Consider the following 20,878-nt stretch of genomic DNA (forward strand, 5'->3'; position numbering starts at 1 on the left):
CTACCGTCGCCCCCATGAGCGACGCGCTGATCGTGGTGGACGTGCAGAACCTGTTCGTCGAACTGGCCGGTGCCGCCGGGCCCGGCGTGCTGGCCGAGGTCAACCGGCACGTGGCCGCGGCGGTGCGGCGGGGTGAGCCGGTGTTCTACACCCGCGACTACGCCCCCGTCGACCTGCCCGACGGCGATCCGGAGGGCCGGACCGACCTGCACCCGGACCTGGACGTGCGGGGCACGGTGGTGGACAAGGGGCCGGGCAAGCGCGGCGGGTTCTCCGGCTTCCTGCTCGCCCCGGTGCTCGAACCGCAGCAGGGCCACGGCGGTGGCGGGCTCGGCCCGCTCGCCGGGCTGCTCGCCGCGACCGGGGCGCGGTCGGTCACCGTGGTGGGCATCGCCACCGACATCTGCGTGGCGGCCACCGCCAGGGACGCGGTGCGCCTGGGTTACCGGGTCACCGTGCCGCTGGCGGCCACCGCCTACGCGAACCCGCCGGACCCCGGCGGCGAGCACCCCGTGCTCGGGGAACTGCGTGCCGCCGGGGTCCGCGTGCTCAGCCGGTGAAGTTGACATCGCTGCAGAAGTAGTACGACTGGTCCAGGTGGCTGGCCTGCCAGATGGTGTAGACGATGTGCCTGCCGGTGCGGGAACCGGCGCTGACGTCGATCACCTTGTTGCTGGTGGGCGCGGTCTTCCCGACCTCCTTGACCAGCTCCAGGTTGCCCCAGCCCAGCGGCTGCGTGAGCGGGTCGAAGCCCTGCTCGGTCAGGTACACCCGGTAGTAGTCGGCCCCGTGCAGGGCCTGGTCGAGGACGTTGACCGAGAAGTTCCTCGGCTTGTTCGCCGCCTTCCAGTCGCCGACGGCGTCCATCGAGTCGTACCGGCCGTCACCGGTGCGGCCGGCACTGCACAACTGGCCGTCCGGGATGGCGCCCTGGTGGTCGCCCTTGACGTTCTCCCGGTACAGGCCGTTCCAGTTCCACATGGCGTTCGTGTCGTGTTGCCACGCCTGCCAGCACATCGGGTCCTCGGTGGCCATCGCCGGGTTCTGGAAGTCGTCGCCCCAGCGGTCCCAGCAGCCGTAGTTGCGTGACGGCGGGTCGACGGCCGAGCCGTGCGCGGCGGCGGTGCCCGCCGCGCCGGTGAGCACGAGCACCGCGGCCGAGAACAGTGCCGCGGCGCGGAGTCGGTTGGACATGGTGTCTCCCGGTGGCGGGGAACGGGGCCGGTCGATCCGGTCGATCCACAGTGGATCGACCGGCCCCTGGGGGTTACAGCGGGGGGTAGGCGTTCTGCATCAGCTGCTGGAACTGGGCGGAGAACCAGTGCCCGGACAGCGGCGCGTCCGGCAGCGCACCGGACTTGTTGTAGTTGTTGAGCGCGTTGCCCCCGTAGTTGGGGTCGCACATCTGGTCGAAGCCCTTGCCCTCGTCGTTCGGGATCTCCTTGCTGGCACCGTCGGACTCACCCGGCGGCTTCATCCACACGTAGGCGTCGATGCCCGAGGCCGGGGCCGCGGTCGGCCGCTCGCCGAGACCGGCACCGGACTGGTTGCACCAGTTGCCGATGTGGATGCGGCGGTCGTAGCGGCCACCTTCGACGTAGGTGTCCACACTGGTCTTCGGACCGGGGCCGGCCGGCCGCGCGGCGCCGCCCCAGCCGTTGCGCGAGGTGTCGATCAGCATGCCGATCCCGGACGGGAAGCCGACCTTGACCAGTTCCTGGCGGAACGCCTGCGCGAAGGAGAGCTCGTCGACGTACCAGTTCCAGTCGACCCACTTCGACTGGCGCACGGTGGTGCCGTTCACCGTGTCGTTGACGGTGAAGTTGTTCTCCTTGAGCGCCGAGTAGTTCGCCGTGTTCGTGATGAACCCGTGCACGTTGGCCGGCGTGCTGCCCTCGGCCTTGGCGGCCTCGAGGAACTGCAGGGCGGAGGCGTTGAAGTTGTTGTCCCAGCCGATCCAGCCGTGGTGGGCCGCGTCGATGTAGTTGTAGACGTTGCCGATCGCGCCGAGCTTGTTCAGCGCGTAGCCGATGCCCTTGACGTAGTTGCCATTCTGCTTCATCTGGTCGCACTTCGGCATGGCCGTCGGGCGGCCGCTGACGTTCGTCACCAGGTTCGGCAGCGAGTCGATCTCGATCGTGGTCACGATGCGCAGGTTCGCGTACTTCGCGTCGGCCATGATCGAGGCGATCGGGTCGATGAACTCGGCCTTGTAGCGCGGCAGCTCGTCCGGTTTCAGCTCACCGTTGGAGGCCAGCGCCGCGCAGTCGCGGCCGGGGAGGTTGTAGACCACCACCTGGACCACCAGCGGCTGCCCGCCGGACTGCTGGACCGCGGCGTCGAGGTGGTCGCGCAGGCCCATGCCGCCGTTGACGCCCTCGATCGCGGCGATCCGGTCCAGCCAGACCCCGGTGGGCTGGTTGGCGATCCGGCTGCCGCCGGGTTCGGCATTGGCCTTGGCCGACCACTCGGGGTTCACGTACACCTTGGCACCGGCGTACGGGTTGTCCACCCTGGCCTGAGCCGGGGCCTGCTCGGCTCCCGCCGACACACCCCCGACGCCGGTGAGCAACGAGACCGACGCGAGCGAAACCGCCGCGGCCAAGCCACGAAGCAGCCGATTGCCGGGCGCGCCCCTAGCGAAGGCAGAACGCATGATGACTCCTTTGTCATGATCTTTCAGGGAGAGCCTGGGAACGCTCCCAGAACCAGGACTCTAACCCGAGCGGGCCTGGCTCCGGAAGCCCTTTGGCCTAAACTAGGCCGAGCGAGGGAATTTCCCACGGCGATCGCCGCAGTCACCCTCCGTGGACGCAGAAATGGCGCATTCCCCGGTACAAATCGAGGAATGCGCCATTCCCGGTGGTCCGGCGGTTCAGCCGATGGCGAGTTCGTAGGCCCGCTGCGGCACGAACTGGCCCGCCTGCGCGATGCAGCCGTCGGCCTCACCGGGCAGCTTCACCCACAGGAACGCCGCTATCTGACCGTCTCCGGTGTTCGTGGTGCTCGGCGTGCCGATCTTGCGACCAGGCGGGTCGCACCATTCACTGCCCGCCGGTCCGTTGCCGTTGCGGGAAGTGTCGATCACCGCGCGCAGGCGGCTGTCGCCGACCGCGGAAAGAACCGACTTCGCGAAATTGATCTCGTCCGCGGTGCGCCGATAGTTCGACACATTCGTGGAAATCCCGTCCGCGCTCGCGGAAATGTCGGCCGCCTTGAGCCGCGCGGCCGCCTCACCCGGGTTCAGCCACGCCGAATGGCCGATGTCGAAGTAGACCTTCGCCTGCGCCGAACCGGCTTTCAGCGCCTTTCCGGCATACGCCATCGACGCGCTGGTTTCGGCCTGCTGGGCCGGGGTCTGGCAGTTGGTCATCAACGGCAGCACGTCGGGTTCGAGCACGATCGCGGCCGGCCGCCCGGCCAGCCCCGCCGCCACCTCGTCCACCCACTGCCGGTAAGCCGGGTGCGACGGCGCACCGCCACCACTCGCGCCGCCGCAGTCCCGGTTCGGCACGTTGTAGACCACCAGGATCGGCACCTCGCCCGCCGCCGCGGCGGCGCCGACGAAAGTGTCCACCTGGGAGCGCACCGTGCCCGTGTTGGTGGTGGTGAACCACCGCGCCTGGGGAACGCTCGCGATCCGGTCCCGGATCACCGGGGTTCTCGAGTCCCCCGGGTTGGCCGCCACCCACCGGGCCGCGTTGGTCTCGGGGTCCACATAGAACGCCGGCTCGGCGGCGTGGCCGGAGCCACCGGGGACCGCCACCGCGGTGGCGCACACGAGTGCGCCCACCGCGGTGAGCCGCTTGCTGATCGCCATCCATACCTCCGATTACTCGGCGGAACAAGGATGGGAGCGCTCCCAAAGCTGTCTCAGTGTGGCGTCGGCGGCGCCGGGTGTCAAGGCGGGACCGTGCTGGGAGGGTTCCCAGTATCATGCTGGGCAGCAGCGGGAATCCGAGTGGAGTCGGGGAGTCACAACATGACGAGTACTGGTCGAGCCCGGACGAGCGGGCGCCCCACCCTGGAACAGGTGGCGGTGGAGGCCGGCGTGTCCCGTGGCACCGTCTCCCGGGTGGTGAACGGCTCGCTGGAGGTGAGCCCGCGTGCGCTCAAGGCCGTGCAGGAGGCCATCCGCAAGCTGGGCTACGTGCCGAACCAGGCCGCGCGCAGCCTGGTCACCCGGCGCAGCGACACGGTGCTGCTGGTGGTCTCCGAGTCCGAGGCGCGGGTGTTCGGCGAGCCGTTCTTCGGCAGCCTGGTCCGCGGGCTGAGCCAGGAGCTCTCGACCACGCCGCTGCAGCTGCAGCTGATGATGGCGAGCACCGCCCGGCAACACGATCGGGTGGAACAACTGGTGCGCAACGGACACGTCGACGGGGTGGCGCTGATCTCACTGCACGGCGACGACCCGCTCCCCCGCAACCTGGTCGCGGCCGGCGCGCCGGTGGCGCTGAACAGCAGGCCGATCTCCGACATCGGCTCCGTGCCCTACGTCGACGCCGACAACCTCTCCGGCGCCAAGGCCGCCACCGAGTACCTCTACCAGCAGGGCCGCCGCCGGATCGCCACCATCACCGGGCCGCAGGACATGGCCGCCGGGATCGACCGGCTCAGCGGCTACCGCTCGGCGCTGCGGGGGCGCCGCGGTGGTGCGCGCCTGGTCGCCCAGGGCGACTTCGGCCAGGCCAGCGGTGAAGCCGCGATGCGCGAGCTGCTGGAAAAGGACCCGCAGCTCGACGCCGTGTTCGCGGCCAGCGACCTGATGGCCGTCGGCGCGCTGCGGGCGCTGCGCGCGGCGGGCAGGCGGGTGCCCGACGACGTGGCGGTGATCGGTTTCGACGACTCCGAGATCGCCCGCAACATCGACCCGATGCTCACCAGCGTCGCCCAGCCGGTCCAGCAGATGGGCCGTGAGCTGGCAAAACTGCTCATCGCGCAGATCCGCGAGCCGGAGACCCGGCTCAGCCCGGTCATCCTGCCCACCGAGCTGGTCACCCGCGAGACCGCCTGATCGGGTGGCCGCGGGGTAACGCTCCAGAAACGGTTTCTTGACACCCGGGGAGACCGGGGACACACTCGCCTGCACTGGGAGCGCTCCCATAGCGCTCCGACACGACCTATCCGGAAAATAGGGGCAGAAGTGCGAAACCGGCCAAGAAGAACACTCACCCTGTCGGCGGTCCTGGCCTCGGCGGCACTGCTCGCCGGCGCCTGCGGCTCGTCGGACAGCGGCGAACCGGCGGATTCAGGCGGGCCGATCGAACTGACGATCGCCACCTTCGGCGAATTCGGTTACGAGGAGTTGCTGCGGGAGTACCAGTCCACCCACCCGAACATCAAGGTCACCGAGCGGAAGACCGGCAAGGCCGGGCCGCACCACCAGAACCTGATCGCCAAGCTCGGCGCCGGCTCCGGCCTCGCCGACATCGAGGCGGTCGAAGAGGGCCACCTGTCCAACGTGCTGGACAAGGCGTCGCGGTTCAACGACCTCAGCCAGATCGGGCCGGCCGACGCCGGTGCCGACCGCTGGCTGCCGTGGAAGTTCGAAGCGGGCAAGAGCAAGGACGGCAAGCTGATCGGCTACGGCACCGACAGCGGCCCCCTGGCCATGTGCTACCGCAAGGACCTCCTCGAGGCCGCGAACATGCCATCGGACCCGCAGAGCGTCAAACCGCTGTTCGAGACCTGGGAAGCCTACTTCCAGGCCGGGCAGGAGTACGTGAAGAACTCCGGCGGCAAGCCGTGGTTCGACTCGGCGTCGCAGAACTTCAACGCCATGGTCAACCAGCAGGAGGTCGGCTACCTCGACCGCAACGACAAGCTGACCCTGGACAACAACCCCGGCATCAAGCGGGCGTGGGAACAGGTCACCCAGGCGGTCTCGCAGGGCCAGTCGGCCAAGCTCAGCGCGTTCAGCAACGAGTGGAACAGCGGCTTCAAGGAGGGCGCGTTCGCCACCAAGGCGTGCCCGGCGTGGATGATCGGCGTGATCAAGGAGCAGAGCGGGCCGGAGAACGCGGGCAAGTGGGCGGTCACCGACGCCTTCCCCGGCGGCGGCGGGAACTGGGGCGGGTCATACCTGACCGTGCCCAGCCAGTCGAAGCACCCGAAGGAGGCCGCCGAGCTGGCCGCCTGGCTGACCGCGCCGGAGCAGCAGCTCAAGGCGTTCGAGGCCAAGGGCACCTTCCCCAGCCAGACCAAGGCGCTGGAGTCGCCGCGGCTGGCCGCGCAGACCGAGCCGTTCTTCGCCGGCGAGCCCAAGATCGGTGAGCTGTTCGCCGCGCAGGCCCGCAAGATCGCGCAGCCGCAGTACAAGGGCCCCGGTGACGGGCAGATCCAGGAGAACGTGACCGCGCCCGCGCTGCAGGCGGTGGAGCAGGGCACCTCGCCCGCGCAGGGCTGGCAGCAACTCGTCGACGGCGCCAAGAAGATCGTCGGGTAACGCACAGATGACCGTTGTGCAGGCACCGCGGCGGGACGAACGCCCCTCGGCCGTCCCGCCGCGGCCCACCTTCCGGCAACGACTGTCCAAATGGGACGTCAAGTTCTCGCCGTACGCCTACATCGCCCCGTTCTTCGTGGTGTTCGGACTGGTCGGGATGTTCCCGCTGCTCTACACCGCCTACGTTTCGCTGTACGACTGGGAGATCGGCGACGACGACCCGCCGTTCGCCGGCTTCGACAACTACGTCGAGCTCTTCGGCGACGGCCAGTTCTGGAACGCCGTCGGCAACACGCTGTCGATCTTCGTGCTCTCCAGCGGCCCGCAGATCGTGATCGCGGTGCTGCTGGCGGCGATGCTGAACACCCGGCTGCGCGGCCCGACGGGGTGGCGGGTCGGCATCCTGCTGCCCTACGCGGCCAGCCTGGTGGCCATCGGCATCATCTTCGCCAACCTGTTCGGCAACCAGTACGGCCTGCTCAACTCGGTCTTCGAGCTGTTCGGCCTCGACCGGGTGGACTGGCAGGCGGGCACCCTGTCCAGCCACGTGGCCATCGCGGTGATGGTGAACTGGCGGTGGACCGGGTACAACGCGCTGATCGTGCTCGCCGCGATGCAGGCGATCCCGAAGGAGATCAACGAAGCCGCGGTGGTCGACGGGGCCGGGCCGGTGCGCCGGTTCACCAGCGTCACCCTGCCGCTGCTGCGCCCCACGCTGATCTTCGTGGTGATCACCTCGACCATCGGCGGGCTGCAGATCTTCACCGAGCCGAAGCTGTTCGACGTCGGGCAGGGCTCGAACAACGGCGGTTCCAGCAACCAGTTCCAGACCGTGACGCTCTACATGTACCAGCAGGGCTTCGAGAACTTCGACCTCGGCTACGCCTCGGCGATCGCCTGGGTGCTGTTCCTGCTGATCGTGGTGATCGCGCTGGTGAACTTCCTGATCACCCGCCGGCTGGCGGGCACCGGAGGAGGACCTCGATGACCGCGGCGACAACGTTGACCGGACCGGGGACGACCCGGCCCAAGGTGGCCAAGCTCGGCAGGCCGAACTTCTTCGTCTACGCCACGCTCGCCGCCTTCGTGCTCGGTTCGCTGTTCCCCTTCTACTGGTCCTTCCTGGTGGCCAGCCGGGACAGCGGCATGCTCACCGAGCGCGTGCCCCCGCTGCTGCCCGGCGGGAACTTCTTCGCCAACGCGGCGGAGGTGTTCGATTCGGTGGCGTTCTGGAAGGCGCTGGGCAACAGCGTCCTGGTGGCCACCTCGGTCACCCTGTCCACGGTGCTGTTCTCCTCGCTGGCCGGGTTCGCCTTCGCCAAGCTGCGCTTCCGCGGCCGCGACCCGCTGTTCGTGTTCATCGTGGTGACCCTGGCGGTGCCGACCCAGCTCGGGGTGATCCCGCTGTTCATCGCGATGTCCGAGCTGGGCTGGGCCGGTGGGCTGCAGGCGGTGATCGTGCCGAACCTGGTCACCGCGTTCGGCGTGTTCTGGATGCGGCAGTACACCGTGGACGCCGTGCCGTACGAGCTGATCGAGGCGGCGCGGGTGGACGGGTGCAGCATGATCCGGACCTTCTGGCACGTCTGCCTGCCCGCGGTCCGCCCGGCGGCCGCGGTGCTGGCCATGTTCACCTTCATGACCTCCTGGAACGACTTCCTCTGGCCGCTGATCGTGCTGGACGCGGGCAACCCCACCGTCCAGCTGGCCCTCGAACAGCTGCAGAGCGGTTACTACACCAACTACTCACTGGTGCTCGCCGGTACCACGCTGGCCACCATTCCGATCTTGATCGTCTTCCTCCTGCTGGGCCGCCAGATCGTGGCCGGCATCATGCAAGGCGCTGTGAAAGGGTGAAAATGTCGACTATTCCGCAGGAACTCGTCACCGAGCCGGAGCTGCGGTTCCCGGAGAAGTTCCTCTGGGGCGCGGCCACGGCCTCGTTCCAGGTGGAGGGTTCCACCACCGCGGACGGTCGGGTGCCGTCCATCTGGGACACCTTCTGCGCGCGGCCCGGTGCGGTGCGCAACGCCGACACCGGCGACCCGGCGGCCGACCACTACCGGCTGATGGCCGACGACGTCCGGCTGATGGCCGACCTCGGTCTCGGCGCCTACCGGTTCTCCATCGCCTGGCCGCGCATCGGCACCGACCCCGCCGCGCCCAACCAGGCCGGGCTGGACTTCTACCGGCGGCTGGTGGACACCCTGCTGGAGCACGGGATCACCCCGTGGCCCACGCTCTACCACTGGGACCTGCCGCAGTCGCTGGAGGACAGCGGCGGCTGGGCCAACCGCGAGACCGTGCACCGCTTCGCCGAGTACACCGACGTGGTGCTCGGCGCGCTCGGTGACCGGGTGCACACCTGGACCACGCTGAACGAGCCGTGGTGCACGGCGTTCGCCGGCTACGGCAGCGGGCGCCACGCCCCCGGCCGGGCCGAGCCGGACGCCGCCGTGGCCGCCGCGCACCACCTGATGCTGGCGCACGGCCTCGCGGTGGACGTGATCCGCGCCCGCGGCGGGAAGGAGGCGGGCATCACGCTCAACCTGTTCCCGGTGCACCCGGCCGATCCGGACGACATGGTCGACGTGGAGGCCGCCCGCCGGGTGGACGGGGTGCAGAACCGGATCTTCCTGGAGCCGATCCTGCAGGCCCGCTACCCGCTCGACGTGCTCGACGACCTGGCTCCGTACGGCATCGGCGAGGTGATCAAGGACGGCGACCTGAGCACCATCGCCGCCCCGATCGACATGCTCGGCGTGAACTACTACCGCGACCACCACGTCTCCGGGCACTCGGACGAGACCTCCGGGCTGCCCTCGGAGTGGGTGGGCGTGGAGTACGCCAGCTTCCCCGCCCGCGGCCTGCCGCTGACCGACTCCGGCTGGGAGACCAATCCCGGTGAGCTGACCGCGCTGCTGGTGGACCTGCACCGCAAGTACCCGCGGTTGCCGCTGTACGTCACCGAGAACGGCGCGGCCTACCCGGACCAGCTCACCGACGGCCGGATCGACGACCACGACCGGGTGGCCTTCCTGGAATCCCACCTGGCCGCCGCGCACGAGGCCATCGACCGCGGCGTGGACCTGCGTGGGTACTTCTACTGGTCGCTGCTGGACAACTTCGAGTGGGCCGAGGGCTACGCCAAGCGGTTCGGGCTGGTGCACGTGGACTACGCGACGCAGCGGCGCACGCCGAAGCTGAGCGCCCAGCGGTACTCGCGGATCATCCGGGACAACGGCCTGCACGCGAACGGGCTCGGCTGATGGCGGCCGTCTCCTACGCGGGTGCCAGCCGCGTGTACGCGGGCAAACCGCCGGTGCGGGCGGTGGACCAGCTCGACCTGGACGTGGCCGACGGGGAGTTCCTGGTCCTGGTCGGCCCGTCCGGCTCGGGCAAGTCGACCGCGTTGCGCATGCTCGCCGGGCTCGAGGAGATCGACGAGGGCACGGTGCGCATCGGTGAGCAGGACGTCACCTCGATCCCGTCGCGGGACCGGGACATCGCCATGGTGTTCCAGAACTACGCGCTCTACCCGCACATGTCGGTCGCGGAGAACATGGGCTTCGCGCTGAAGCTGCGCCGCACCCCGAAGGCGGAGATCCGGGAACGCGTGCTCACCGCGGCCAAGTTGCTGGACCTGGAGCCCTACCTGGACCGGAAGCCGAAGGCGCTCTCCGGTGGGCAGCGCCAGCGGGTGGCGATGGGCCGGGCGATCGTGCGCGAGCCGTCGGTGTTCCTGATGGACGAGCCGCTGTCCAACCTGGACGCCAAGCTGCGGGTGGAGACCAGGGCGAACATCGCCGCGCTGCAGCGGCGGCTGGGCACCACCACCGTCTACGTCACGCACGACCAGGTCGAGGCGATGACCATGGGCCACCGGGTGGCGGTGCTCAAGGACGGGCTGCTGCAGCAGTGCGCCACCCCGCGCGAGCTGTACGACCACCCGGCGAACTCGTTCGTGGCCGGGTTCATCGGCTCGCCGTCGATGAACCTGCTGACCGTGCCGATGAACGGCTGGGGCGTGCGGATCGGGGCCCACGAGGTGCCGCTGCGACGCGACCAGCTGCGGGACGCGAAGTGGGCCGGGCTGGACGAGGTCACCCTCGGCGTGCGGCCGGAAGCGCTGCGGGTCGTCGGTGACAGCAGTGAAGCCTGTGACCCCGGTGACGCCGTCAAACTGACGGTGGACCTGGTGGAGGAACTCGGCGCCGACGCACTCGTGCACGGCACCACCCCCGAGGACCATTCGCTGGTGCTGCGCATCGACGGCAGGCTCGCGCCGTCCATGGGCAAGACCCTGCGGCTGGTGGTGCGCGACGCCGGCGACCTGCACCTGTTCCACCCGGTGACCGGGGAACGCCTCAACGCCTGATCGCGGCGCGGGAACGGAAGTGGCTCCCGGGGCGGAAACGCCCCGGGAGCCACTTCCTCGTGCTCACTTGCAGGTCGAACCGTTCACCGTGAAGCTCGCCGGTGCGGTGGCCGGTCCGGAGCTCGAAGCGTTGAACCCCATCGTCACCGACGCGCCCGGTGCCACCGAGGCGTTCCACGGCAGGTTCTTCGCCGTCACCTCCGCCCCGCTCTGCGACCAGGTCGCCGACCAGCCGTGCTGCAACTTCTGGTTGCCGCTGAAGGCGAACTTCAGGGTCCAGCCGTTCCAGGCCGCCGCGCTGGTGTTCTTCAGCGTCACCGAGGCCGTCAGCCCCGAGTTCCAGCCGTTGGCCGTGTAGGTCACCGAGCAGGCCGGAGCTTCGACCACGGACTTCTCCGCGGCCCAGTTGGCCAGCCAGGCCAGGGCCGAGTTCCAGTTCACCGTCACCTCGTTGACCGAGTACGCCTCGATGTGGTCGACGAAGCACCGCTGCGCCGGGCAGCCCTTGAGCAGCCCCGCCGAGATCGGGTCCTGCAGCGCGCTGTTCGGCCCGCCCGAAAGCGCTCCGGGCGGCGCGATCGGCAGCGACGGGTCGAGCTGGTTCGCCCAGTGCCGGTGGTGCACGTTGCGCACCGGCTGGTCACCCCACCCCGAGACGTAGGAGTAGTTCACCGGGTTGCGGCCGAGCAGGTAGTCCATCACGGCGAACACGCCCTCGCGGTACTTCGCCTGCTTGGTGAAGTCGTGGGCCAGTGCCAGCACCACGCCGTTGTTCGCGATCAGGCCGTTCGAACCCCATTCGTAGGAACCGTCCTGGGTCCGGTAGGGCGCCGGGTGCCCCTGCTCGGCCATCTGCGCCAGGTGCCCGTCGGCGGTGGTGGTGATCGCCTGCCGGATCGCGGTGACGTCGGCCGCGGGCAGCGCGGTGGGCACCAGCGCCAGCGTGATGTCCCCGAGCGCACCGGTCGAGCCCCAGTCGAAGCCGCGCGTGTTGAGGCTGACGCCCTTGTACAGCGGCGACCCGGTGACGTCCGCCCGGTACCCGCTCCCGCCGGTGGTGGCGAACAACTCGGCCGCCGCCCAGTAGAACTCGTCGGTCACCGTGCCGTCGCTGTAGGCACCGCCGCCGACGCCGTCGTTCGGGTCGGCCAGCTTCGCCGGGTTCGCCAGCGCGGCCTGGTACGCCTTCTCCGCGGACGCCAGGGTCTGCGCGGCGAACGCGGGGTCGATGTCCTTCCACAGCCTCGACGCCTGCGCCGCCACCGCGGCCAGGTTCAGCGTCGCCGCGGTGCTGGGTGCCGACAGGCGGCGCGGCTGCGGGTCCTCGTGCGGCAGGGTCGGCAACCCGGTCCACTGCGCGTCGTGGATCTTGTGGTGGGCCATGCCCGCGAACGGCTGGCCGTCGGGCACCTGCATCTTCAGCAGGAACTCGACCTCCCACCGGGCCTCGTCCAGGATGTCGGGCACGCCGTTGCCGCGCTCCGGGATGGCCAGCTTGCCGTCGCCCAGCGCCGACGCGTCACCGACGCGCACCGCCCGTTCGTACTCGTTGAGCAGCTGCCACACCGAGATGCCGCCGTTGACCACGTACTTGCCGTGGTCCCCCGCGTCGTACCAGCCGCCGGGCACGTCGAGGGTGTAGTCGCAGCCGATCCCGGTCAGGCACGGCACGTCGTTGTCACCCTTGTTCGGGGCGACGTTCAGGTGACCGGCGGGACGGGCGTGCTCGGCGCCGGCGTACTCGGCTTCGATGGGTGTGCCGCTGCGCTGGTGGTAGAAGAAGGCCAGCGAGTCGTACCGCAGGCCGGCCAGCACGTCGGTGGCGATGTCGAACGGGTGGCTGGTGTCCTCGCCGACGGTCAGCGTGTACCCGGTGCCGACGGTGTCGTAGCTGGAGAAGTCCACCTGGTGCACGTGCTCCCCGGAGTTGGGGTCCAGGCCCTTCGGGGTGCTCTGGCCGCTCGCCACCGCCGTGCCTGCCGCGTTCTTCAGCGTCCACGGCAGCGGCGTGGTGGCCTCGTTGGCCACGCTCGCCCGCTTCGGCAGGCCGGGCAGGTAGCCGGTCTGGTTGACCCGCACCGGCGCGGCGGGCTCCAGCCCCGGCGGGGGCTCCACCCCGCCGATCAGCGACACGTTGTCCACGCAGATCGTGTTGTCGAAGGACTGGCCGCCGAACCAGAAGGCCAGCTGCCCGTTCCCGGCGGCGGGGAAGTCCAATGTGGACTCGAAGGTGTGGGTGAAGGTCTGCGGTTCCGGGGTCAGCTGCACCTCGGTCCTGGTGATCTGCCGGTACGGGTCGACCGCTTCGCCGGCCACCGCGGAGATCGGCTGCGGGGTGACCGCCCGCGCGTCGAACTTCAGCGTGTAGGACTGCCCCGCTTCGAAGGCCACGCCGTTCTGCCCGACCAGCGCGTCGTAACCGTTGACCGTGCCGCCGGTGACGTTCGTGCAGAACTGGCCGCCGACCACCGAACCGGTGGTGCCGGCGCCGTTCCACCACGGATTGACCTCACCACTGGCGAAGTCGCCGTTGACCACCCGCTCGTATTCGGCGGCGGCGGCCGCCGGTGGCAGCGCGAGCAGCCCGGCCGCCAGCAGTGCGCCGGTGGCGGTCAGCGCACGCCGTCGTGCTCTGTTCCCCATCGCTTGGATCTCCTTTGTCTCCAAAAGGGTGGATGGCCGCCGTAAGTGTCCAACCCGGACCGGGTCGATGACCTCGGGAAACGGCGACTAGGAGCGCTCCCAGAAGGTACCCGGGCGAACGCCGCTTTGGGAAGGTGGCCGGGCCACCGGGACGGTCCGTGGCCCCACCTCACCCTTTCGGCGCAGCCCGCTGGCCGAATCGGGCGGGCCACCCCGTGCGCGGTTCCCCCGGCGGCCCCGGCCGCGCTATGGTTTTGTCCCCTTGGGAGCGCTTCCACGGTTTTCCTCGCGCGCATCGGCGCACGCGAAGGGTTGGGAGAAAGGAAGCGAAGAGTGAAAAAGAAAAAGGCGGGTACCGTACTCGCCGCGGTCACCGCGCTGGTGGCCGGATTGCTCACCACGGTGCTCGGCGCGAATCCCGCGTCGGCGCACGGCGCGATGATGAAAGCGGGCAGCCGCACCTTCCTCTGCTGGCAGGACGGGATGACCCCGCAGGGCAACATCGTGCCGGTGAACCCGGCCTGTTCGGCCGCGGTGAACCAGAGCGGGGCGAATTCGCTCTACAACTGGTTCTCCGTGCTCCGGTCGGACGGGGCGGGCCGCACCCGCGGCTTCATCCCGGACGGGAAGCTCTGCTCGGGCGGCAACCCCAGCTTCGCCGGCTACGACGGCGTCGGCAACTGGCCGCTCACGCACCTGACCTCCGGGGCGAATTTCAACTTCTCCTACAACGCCTGGGCCGCCCACCCCGGCTGGTTCTACCTCTACGTCACCAAGGACGGCTGGAACCCGGACGCCCCGCTGCGCTGGGACGACCTCGAGGACCAGCCGTTCCTGACCGTGGACCACCCCTCGGTCACCGGTTCGGTGGGCAGCGTGGAGGGTCAGTACAAGTGGTCCGGCGCCCTGCCGTCCGGCAAGAGCGGGCGCCACATCATCTACTCGGTGTGGAAGCGCTCGGACAGCGCGGAGACCTTCTACGGCTGTTCCGACGTCACCTTCGACGGCGGGAACGGCGAGGTCACCGGGGTCAAGGACAGCACGGGGACCCCGCCGGCGACCGGGAACTGCATGGCGCACTACCAGGTCACCAGCACCTGGAACGGCGGCCACCAGGCCGACGTCACGGTGATGAACCACGGCACCACGGCGCTGTCCGGGTGGCGGGCCGAGTGGACCCTGCCCGCCGGGCAGTCGATCAACAGCGTGTGGAACGGCAGCCACACGCAGTCCGGGTCCCAGGTGACGGTGCGCAACACCGGCTGGAACGCGTCGGTGGCGGCCAACGGCTCCACGAAGTTCGGGGTGTCGGTGAACTCGCCGGGCACCAGTCCGGCCGTGCCGTCGATGACCTGCCAGAGCCCGTAGCCGATCCCGATCGGCATCACTGGGGCGGCGGCCTCAGTGATGCCCGTGCTCGGGATCGGTGAACACGCAGCCGTCGACGTCGGCGGGCACCTGGGGCACCTCCTCGTCGCGGTAGTCGCAGCGGAAGTAGTACAGGTCGAGCGCGCTGACGCCGAGGAAACCGGCCGAAACGGCGAATCCGTTGCCGAAGGCGAAAGCCGGTCCGTCGCCGATCTTGCCCTCGGTCATCGCCTGCCGCCAGGACCGCTGGAACTCGATCTGCCGATCACCGCCGAACAACAGCAGGCCCACCTTCGGGTATTCGGCGGAGACCGCGCAGGTGGCCCATTCACTGACGAACGGCTCGTACAGCGCGGCGATATCCGCGCCGACGAAGGCACGCAGATCGGCGGGCTTTTCCACCGCCACGCGCTCGCATTCGCCAGCCTTCTCCCGGATCCAGCCCACCACCTGGTCCATCGATTCCAGGCGCGTGGTGAGCGCGGCCGCGCCGCGCTCGGCGAGCGGCTGTTCCGGGGGGCTCGGCGAACACCCGGCGAGCACTCCGAGAGCGATCAGCAAGGCAGCACCGACCCGGTTCATCCTGGCCTCCGGCAAAGTTGGATTGGGAGCGCTTCCATTGGCACGTTAGCCCGCCAACGCCTGGGGGACAACGCTTTGCGCACCGGCGGTCACACCACCCTTCCCAAACGGGCCAACCGGGGCCTACACTTCTGGGAGCGCTCCCAAAAGAAGATCATGGAACTCCGGGTATGCCCTCGACGAGGAGGCCGCAAGTGCCCCACCGCCGCTCGACAGTGCTGTTCGCGGCCGCCGCCCTGCTGCTGACCACCGTGGTCACGCCGGGCACCGCACTCGCCGAAACCGGAACCGGAACCGGGGCCGCTTCGTTCAACTACGGCGAAGCGCTGCAGAAGTCGATCCTGTTCTACGACGCCCAGCGCTCCGGTGCGCTCGGCGCGGGCAACCGGGTGAACTGGCGCGGGGACTCCGCGTTGGCAGACGGCCAAGACGTCGGGCTGGACCTCTCCGGTGGCTTCTACGACGCCGGTGACCACGTCAAGTTCGGCCTTCCGTTCGCGTCGAGCATGACCATGCTCGCGTGGGGCGCGGTGGAGGAACCGGCCGCGTACGCGCGCTCGGGCCAGCTGCCGCACCTGAAGTCGAACCTGAAGTGGGGCACCGACTGGCTGCTCAAGGCGCACCCCGAGCCGAACGTCCTCTATGGACAGGTGGGCAGCGGGAACCCCGACCACGCCTGGTGGGGCCCCGCCGAGGTGATGCCGATGGCGCGGCCCTCGTACAAGATCGACGCGAGCTGCCCCGGTTCGGACCTGGCCGGTGAGGCCGCCGCGGCGCTCGCCTCCTCGTCGATGGTCTTCGCCGGTGACGACCCGGCATACGCGAAAACCCTGGTGCAGCACGCGAAACAGCTCTACCAGTTCGCCGACACCCATCGCGGCAAGTACAGCGACTGCATCACCGACGCGGCGAACTTCTACCGCTCGTGGAGCGGCTACCAGGACGAACTGGTCTGGGCGGCGGCCTGGCTGTACCGCGCCACCGGCGATGCCGCCTACCTGGCCAAGGCCGAGTCGGAGTACGACCGCCTCGCCACCGAACCGCAGAGCAGCGAGCGGTCCTACAAGTGGACGATCGCCTGGGACGACAAGTCCTACGGCGCCTACGTGCTGCTCGCGGAACTGACCGGCGGCCAGCGCTACTTCACCGACGCGAACCGGTGGCTCGACTTCTGGACCACCGGCCACAACGGCCAGCGCGTGCGCTACTCCCCCGGCGGGCAGGCGTTCCTGGACACCTGGGGCTCGCTGCGCTACGCCGCCAACACCGCGTTCGCCGCGCTGGTGCACAGCGAGAACGTGACCGACCCGGAACGCCGGGCGCGGTACCACGACTTCGGCGTGCGGCAGATCGACTACACCCTCGGCGACAACCCGCGGAAGTCGAGCTACCTGATCGGCTTCGGGCAGAACCCGCCGCGCAACCCGCACCACCGCACCGCGCACGGCAGCTGGACCGACAACCTCCAGCAGCCCGCGCAGAACCGGCACGTGCTGCACGGCGCGCTGGTCGGCGGCCCCGGCCAGCCCAACGACTCCTATGTGGACGACCGAGGCGACTACGTGGCCAACGAGGTCGCGCTCGACTACAACGCCGCCTACACCGGGGCGCTGGCCAAGCTCTACGACGAGTTCGGCGGCACCCCGCTGGCGAACTTCCCGGTCGCCGAGGTCCCCGACGGCCCGGAGCTGTACGTGCAGGGCGCGGCCACCCAGCAGAGCGCGACCTTCACCGAGGTGAAGCTGTACGTGGTGAACACCTCGGCCTGGCCGGCGCGGGCGCTGACCGGCGGCCGGGTGCGCTACTACTTCACCCTCGACGGCGCCACCACCCCCGCCCAGCTCTCGGTCACCACCAACTACAACCAGTGCGGTGCGGCCTCCGCGCCGATCCAGCACAGCGGGAACGTGTACTACGTCGAAGTGCCGTGCCCCGCGCCGATCGCCCCGGCCGGGCAGAGCGCGCACCGCAAGGAGATCCAGGTCCGGATCACCAGCGCGGGGGCCTGGGACCCGGCCAACGACTGGTCCTACACCGGACTGCCGTCCGGCAGCGGGGCGCAGCCGGTGAACACCGAGCACATCGTGCTCACCGATCCGGCTGGCGACGCCGTCTGGGGTGCGATCCCCGGCGGCAGCTGACCGGCTCCGGCGGGCCGCCGGCCGCAACTCCGGCGGCCCGCCCTCCTGCCCCGGCCCGGGGCGGCTGACGCGCGCCGTCCCGGACCGGTCTCCAACTTCGGTTTTCCGGCTGGATTAGGAGGAAAGTTGAGATCACGATTATTCGCCAGGCCGAGGCGGGCCAGGCCGCTCCCGGCACTGGCCGCGGTGGCGCTGATGGGCACCGCGGCCACCGTGGGGCTGACCCCGGTGGCCGGGGCCGCCGACATCGCCTGCACGGCCACCTACAAGGTGGGCAGTGAGTGGGGCAACGGGTTCGGCGCCACGGTGGACGTGCGCAACGAGGGCACCGAGCCGATCGCCGACTGGAATCTCACCTGGACCTTCGCCGACGGCCAGCAGATCACCCAGCTGTGGAACGGCACCCACACGCAGACCGGGGCCGCGGTGAGCGTGCACGGCCCGGCGTGGAACCGCACGCTGCTCGCGGGCAGCACCTTCCAGGTCGGTTTCAACGCCAGCAAGGGCGCGCAGAACCGGGTGCCTACCGACTTCGCGATCAACGGCACCGCGTGCACCGGGGTGAACAAGGCGCCGGGTGTGCAGCTGACCAAGCCCGCCGCGAACTCCTCCTACGCCATCCCGGCCGAAATCCCGATCGAAGCCGCGGCGACCGACAGCGACGGCACGGTGCAGAAGGTCGAGTTCTACGCCGGGACGCAGTTGCTCGGCACCGACACCTCCGCGCCGTACCAGCACAACTGGACCGGTGCCGCGGCGGGTGAGTACTCGGTGACCGCGAAGGCGTTCGACAACAAGGGCGCCACCTCCATCTCCAGCCCGGTCGCGGTCAAGGTGCTCGCCGCGCCCGCGGTGGTCGCCACCCCGTCCACGGTCAACGTCAAGCAGGGCGGTTCCACCACGGTGGACGTCAAGCTGGCGGTCCAGCCGAGCGGGCCGGTCACGGTGAGCGTGGCCAGGACCGCGGGCAGCGCGGACCTGACCGCCACCCCGGCGACGCTGTCGTTCACCACCGCCAACTGGAACGTCGGACAGCCGGTGACCATCAGCTCGGCGGGCAACGGTGGCGAGCCGGCCACGGCGAGCTTCTCGCTCACCGCGCCGGGGCTGACCGCCGCGCCGATCGAGGTGTCCGAACTGGACCCGTCCGCCTCCGACTACCAGGCGGCGTTCCTCGAGCAGTACCACAAGATCAAGGACCCGGACAGCGGTTACTTCCGCAACTTCGGCGGCCTGCTGGTGCCGTACCACTCGGTGGAGACGCTGCTGGTGGAGGCACCGGACCACGGGCACCAGACCACCTCGGAAGCGTTCAGCTACTACCTGTGGCTGGAGGCGGCCTACGGTCAGCTGCAGGGTGACTGGGCGCCGTTCAACGCGGCCTGGGCCTCGATCGAGAAGTACATCATCCCGGCCAAGGCCGACCAGCCCAGCAACGACAAGTACAACCCGTCGAAGCCGGCCACCTACGCGCCGGAGCACCCGCGGATGGACAAGTACCCGGCACAGCTGGACACCTCCGTCCCGGTCGGCGCCGACCCGATCGCCGCCGAGCTGAAGGCGGCCTACGGCACCGACGACATCTACGGCATGCACTGGCTGATCGACGTCGACAACACCTACGGCTTCGGCCGCTGCGGGGACGGCACCACCGCCCCGGCGTACATGAACACCTACCAGCGCGGCTCCAGTGAATCGGTGTGGGAGACCATTCCGCAGCCTTCGTGCGACACCTTCGCGCACGGCGGCCCGAACGGCTACCTCGACCTGTTCACCAAGGACGCCAGCTACGCCAAGCAGTGGAAGTACACCAACGCACCCGACGCCGACGCGCGCGCGGTCCAGGTGGCCTACCTGGCCAACCAGTGGGCCACCGCGCAGGGCAAGGGCGCGCAGGTCGCCGACACGGTGAAGAAGGCGTCGAAGATGGGCGACTACCTGCGGTACGCCATGTTCGACAAGTACTTCAAGCGGATCGGCAACTGCGTCGGCCCGGCCAGCTGCCCGGCGGGCAGCGGCAAGAACAGCGAGCACTACCTGATGTCCTGGTACTACGCCTGGGGTGGCGCGACCGACACCTCGGCGGGCTGGGCGTGGCGCATCGGGGACGGGGCGGCCCACCAGGGTTACCAGAACCCGCTGGCCGCGCACGCGCTGGCCAACGACCCGGCGCTGAAGCCGGTGTCGGCCACCGGCGCGCAGGACTGGGCCAAGAGCCTGGACCGGCAGCTGGAGTTCCTGCAGTGGCTGCAGTCGGCCGAAGGCGGTATCGCCGGTGGCGCGACGAACAGCTGGGAAGGCCAGTACGCCACCCCGCCCGCCGGGCTGCCGACCTTCTACGGCATGTACTACGACTGGCAGCCGGTCTGGCACGACCCGCCGAGCAACCGGTGGTTCGGCTTCCAGGCCTGGGGCCTGGAGCGGGTGGCCGCGCTCTACCAGCAGACCGGGGACGCGCGGGCGAAGAAGATCCTGGACAAGTGGGTGCCGTGGGCGATCGCCAACACCACCATCGGCACCGGCGGCCAGTTCGCCATCCCGTCCGACCTGGAGTGGACCGGCACCCCCGACACCTGGAACCCGTCCTCGCCGGGCGCCAACAACGGGCTGCACGTCAAGGTGCTCAACCACAGCCAGGACGTCGGCGTGGCGGCTTCGTACGCGAAGATCCTGCTGAACTACGCGGCGAAGTCGGGCAACGCGCAGGCCAGGACCACGGGTGAGGGCCTGCTCGACGCGATGCTGGCGCACAGCGACGAGATCGGCATCGCCGTGCCGGAGACGCGGACGGACTACAACCGGTTCGACGACGAGTACAACTCGTCCACCGGTGAAGGCGTCTACGTGCCGCCGGGCTGGACCGGGGAAATGCCCAACGGCGACCAGATCGCCGCCGGGGCGGACTTCCTGTCCATCCGGTCGTTCTACACCGACGACCCGCAGTGGCCGAAGGTGCAGGCGTACCTCGACGGCGGACCGGCGCCGACGCTGACCTACCACCGGTTCTGGGCGCAGGCCGAGATCGCCACGGCGTTCTCGACCCACGTGCAGTTGTTCGGGACGGCGTGAGGCCGTAACCGGACAACCGAAGACGCGGTCGCTACATCGCCGTTCGCGACCGCGAGGCCAGGCCCGCCATCCGCCGGTGGCGGGCCTGTGCCTTTGGTCGCGCCTCCGGCGCGACGGCGAGGTCGCTGTTGAGCCGGTCACTGGAGCGGGGGGGGGGGGAGAAGGGAGGAGGCAACACACACCCCCCCCCCCCACCCACCAACCCACCCCCACAACAAACCCGACAAAAGACACCTTGCCCCCACACACAAC

At 69.7% G+C, this 20,878-nt stretch carries 15 protein-coding genes; 10 read left to right on the plus strand and 5 right to left on the minus strand.

From position 1 onward, the window contains the following. Positions 1-14 precede the first annotated feature (14 nt). Complete coding sequence (locus AC07EG_RS35040; RefSeq protein WP_478257551.1) at positions 15-560, plus strand: cysteine hydrolase family protein; 546 nt, start codon at positions 15-17, stop codon at positions 558-560. On the opposite strand, the gene AC07EG_RS35045 is transcribed toward AC07EG_RS35040, so the two are convergent. From AC07EG_RS35045 to AC07EG_RS35055, 3 genes are all read right to left on the minus strand, one after another. After that, the gene (locus tag AC07EG_RS35045; protein WP_478257552.1) at positions 550-1,194 is read right to left on the minus strand and encodes a lytic polysaccharide monooxygenase auxiliary activity family 9 protein; all 645 of its coding nucleotides are present in this window, start codon (positions 1,192-1,194) and stop codon (positions 550-552) included. The two genes, AC07EG_RS35040 and AC07EG_RS35045, sit on opposite strands and share 11 nt — an antisense overlap. Positions 1,195-1,267: 73 nt before the next feature. Continuing rightward, entirely contained in the window at positions 1,268-2,656 is a 1,389-nt protein-coding gene (locus tag AC07EG_RS35050) for a glycoside hydrolase family 6 protein (protein ID WP_478257553.1), read from the minus strand. Between the two features lie 219 nt (positions 2,657-2,875). Continuing rightward, a complete protein-coding gene (locus AC07EG_RS35055; RefSeq protein ID WP_478257554.1) occupies positions 2,876-3,820 on the minus strand; it encodes a glycoside hydrolase family 6 protein in 945 nt (314 codons plus the stop codon). A gap of 213 nt (positions 3,821-4,033) precedes the next feature. Here AC07EG_RS35055 and AC07EG_RS35060 point away from each other — a divergent pair, with 213 nt between their 5' ends. The 6 genes from AC07EG_RS35060 (at position 4,034) to AC07EG_RS35085 (ending at position 10,823) form a co-directional block, all read left to right on the plus strand. Further along, positions 4,034-5,014, plus strand: a complete 981-nt coding sequence (locus tag AC07EG_RS35060; protein ID WP_478257555.1) for a LacI family DNA-binding transcriptional regulator — start codon at positions 4,034-4,036, stop codon at positions 5,012-5,014. 129 nt (positions 5,015-5,143) lie between these two features. Beyond that, entirely contained in the window at positions 5,144-6,445 is a 1,302-nt protein-coding gene (locus tag AC07EG_RS35065; protein ID WP_478257556.1) for an ABC transporter substrate-binding protein, read from the plus strand. 7 nt (positions 6,446-6,452) lie between these two features. Then, entirely contained in the window at positions 6,453-7,433 is a 981-nt protein-coding gene (locus AC07EG_RS35070; protein ID WP_478257557.1) for a carbohydrate ABC transporter permease, read from the plus strand. Continuing rightward, complete coding sequence (locus AC07EG_RS35075; protein ID WP_478257558.1) at positions 7,430-8,302, plus strand: carbohydrate ABC transporter permease; 873 nt, start codon at positions 7,430-7,432, stop codon at positions 8,300-8,302. Before AC07EG_RS35070 ends, AC07EG_RS35075 begins: the two co-directional genes overlap by 4 nt. A 2-nt stretch (positions 8,303-8,304) precedes the next feature. Then, a complete protein-coding gene (locus tag AC07EG_RS35080; RefSeq protein ID WP_478257559.1) occupies positions 8,305-9,714 on the plus strand; it encodes a GH1 family beta-glucosidase in 1,410 nt (469 codons plus the stop codon). Continuing rightward, positions 9,714-10,823 carry an ABC transporter ATP-binding protein gene (locus tag AC07EG_RS35085; RefSeq protein ID WP_478257560.1) on the plus strand — a complete coding sequence of 370 codons (1,110 nt, stop codon included), beginning with the start codon at positions 9,714-9,716 and terminating at the stop codon, positions 10,821-10,823. The genes AC07EG_RS35080 and AC07EG_RS35085 overlap by 1 nt, the downstream gene beginning before the upstream one ends. Before the next feature lie 63 nt (positions 10,824-10,886). On the opposite strand, the gene AC07EG_RS35090 is transcribed toward AC07EG_RS35085, so the two are convergent. Next, positions 10,887-13,466, minus strand: a complete 2,580-nt coding sequence (locus tag AC07EG_RS35090) for a glycoside hydrolase family 9 protein (RefSeq protein ID WP_478257561.1) — start codon at positions 13,464-13,466, stop codon at positions 10,887-10,889. A 333-nt stretch (positions 13,467-13,799) separates the two neighbouring features. On the opposite strand from AC07EG_RS35090, the gene AC07EG_RS35095 reads away from it, so the two are divergent. Beyond that, the gene (locus AC07EG_RS35095; RefSeq protein ID WP_478257562.1) at positions 13,800-14,834 is read left to right on the plus strand and encodes a lytic polysaccharide monooxygenase auxiliary activity family 9 protein; all 1,035 of its coding nucleotides are present in this window, start codon (positions 13,800-13,802) and stop codon (positions 14,832-14,834) included. 33 nt (positions 14,835-14,867) lie between these two features. Here AC07EG_RS35095 and AC07EG_RS35100 read toward each other — a convergent pair whose 3' ends face one another. After that, a complete protein-coding gene (locus AC07EG_RS35100; RefSeq protein ID WP_478257563.1) occupies positions 14,868-15,395 on the minus strand; it encodes a hypothetical protein in 528 nt (175 codons plus the stop codon). Positions 15,396-15,610: 215 nt separating this feature from the next. On the opposite strand from AC07EG_RS35100, the gene AC07EG_RS35105 reads away from it, so the two are divergent. Together AC07EG_RS35105 and AC07EG_RS35110 are read left to right on the plus strand one after the other, a co-directional pair. Continuing rightward, on the plus strand, positions 15,611-17,557 hold the full coding sequence (locus AC07EG_RS35105; RefSeq protein WP_478257564.1) for a glycoside hydrolase family 9 protein: 1,947 nt from the start codon (positions 15,611-15,613) through the stop codon (positions 17,555-17,557). A gap of 126 nt (positions 17,558-17,683) precedes the next feature. Next, complete coding sequence (locus AC07EG_RS35110; protein WP_478257565.1) at positions 17,684-20,626, plus strand: glycoside hydrolase family 48 protein; 2,943 nt, start codon at positions 17,684-17,686, stop codon at positions 20,624-20,626. Positions 20,627-20,878: the final 252 nt, after the last annotated feature.

The organism is Amycolatopsis sp. NPDC045836, assembly GCF_056431745.1.

Bases quoted from the DNA above. Each gene is read 5' to 3' on its own strand.
- AC07EG_RS35080 (WP_478257559.1), top strand. From the start codon at position 8,305: ATGTCGACTATTCCGCAGGAACTCGTCACCGAGCCGGAGCTGCGGTTC.
- AC07EG_RS35040 (WP_478257551.1), top strand. From the start codon at position 15: ATGAGCGACGCGCTGATCGTGGTGGACGTGCAGAACCTGTTCGTCGAA.
- AC07EG_RS35045 (WP_478257552.1), bottom strand. From the start codon at position 1,194: ATGTCCAACCGACTCCGCGCCGCGGCACTGTTCTCGGCCGCGGTGCTC.
- AC07EG_RS35075 (WP_478257558.1), top strand. From the start codon at position 7,430: ATGACCGCGGCGACAACGTTGACCGGACCGGGGACGACCCGGCCCAAG.
- AC07EG_RS35055 (WP_478257554.1), bottom strand. From the start codon at position 3,820: ATGGCGATCAGCAAGCGGCTCACCGCGGTGGGCGCACTCGTGTGCGCC.
- AC07EG_RS35085 (WP_478257560.1), top strand. From the start codon at position 9,714: ATGGCGGCCGTCTCCTACGCGGGTGCCAGCCGCGTGTACGCGGGCAAA.
- AC07EG_RS35050 (WP_478257553.1), bottom strand. From the start codon at position 2,656: ATGCGTTCTGCCTTCGCTAGGGGCGCGCCCGGCAATCGGCTGCTTCGT.
- AC07EG_RS35090 (WP_478257561.1), bottom strand. From the start codon at position 13,466: ATGGGGAACAGAGCACGACGGCGTGCGCTGACCGCCACCGGCGCACTG.
- AC07EG_RS35070 (WP_478257557.1), top strand. From the start codon at position 6,453: ATGACCGTTGTGCAGGCACCGCGGCGGGACGAACGCCCCTCGGCCGTC.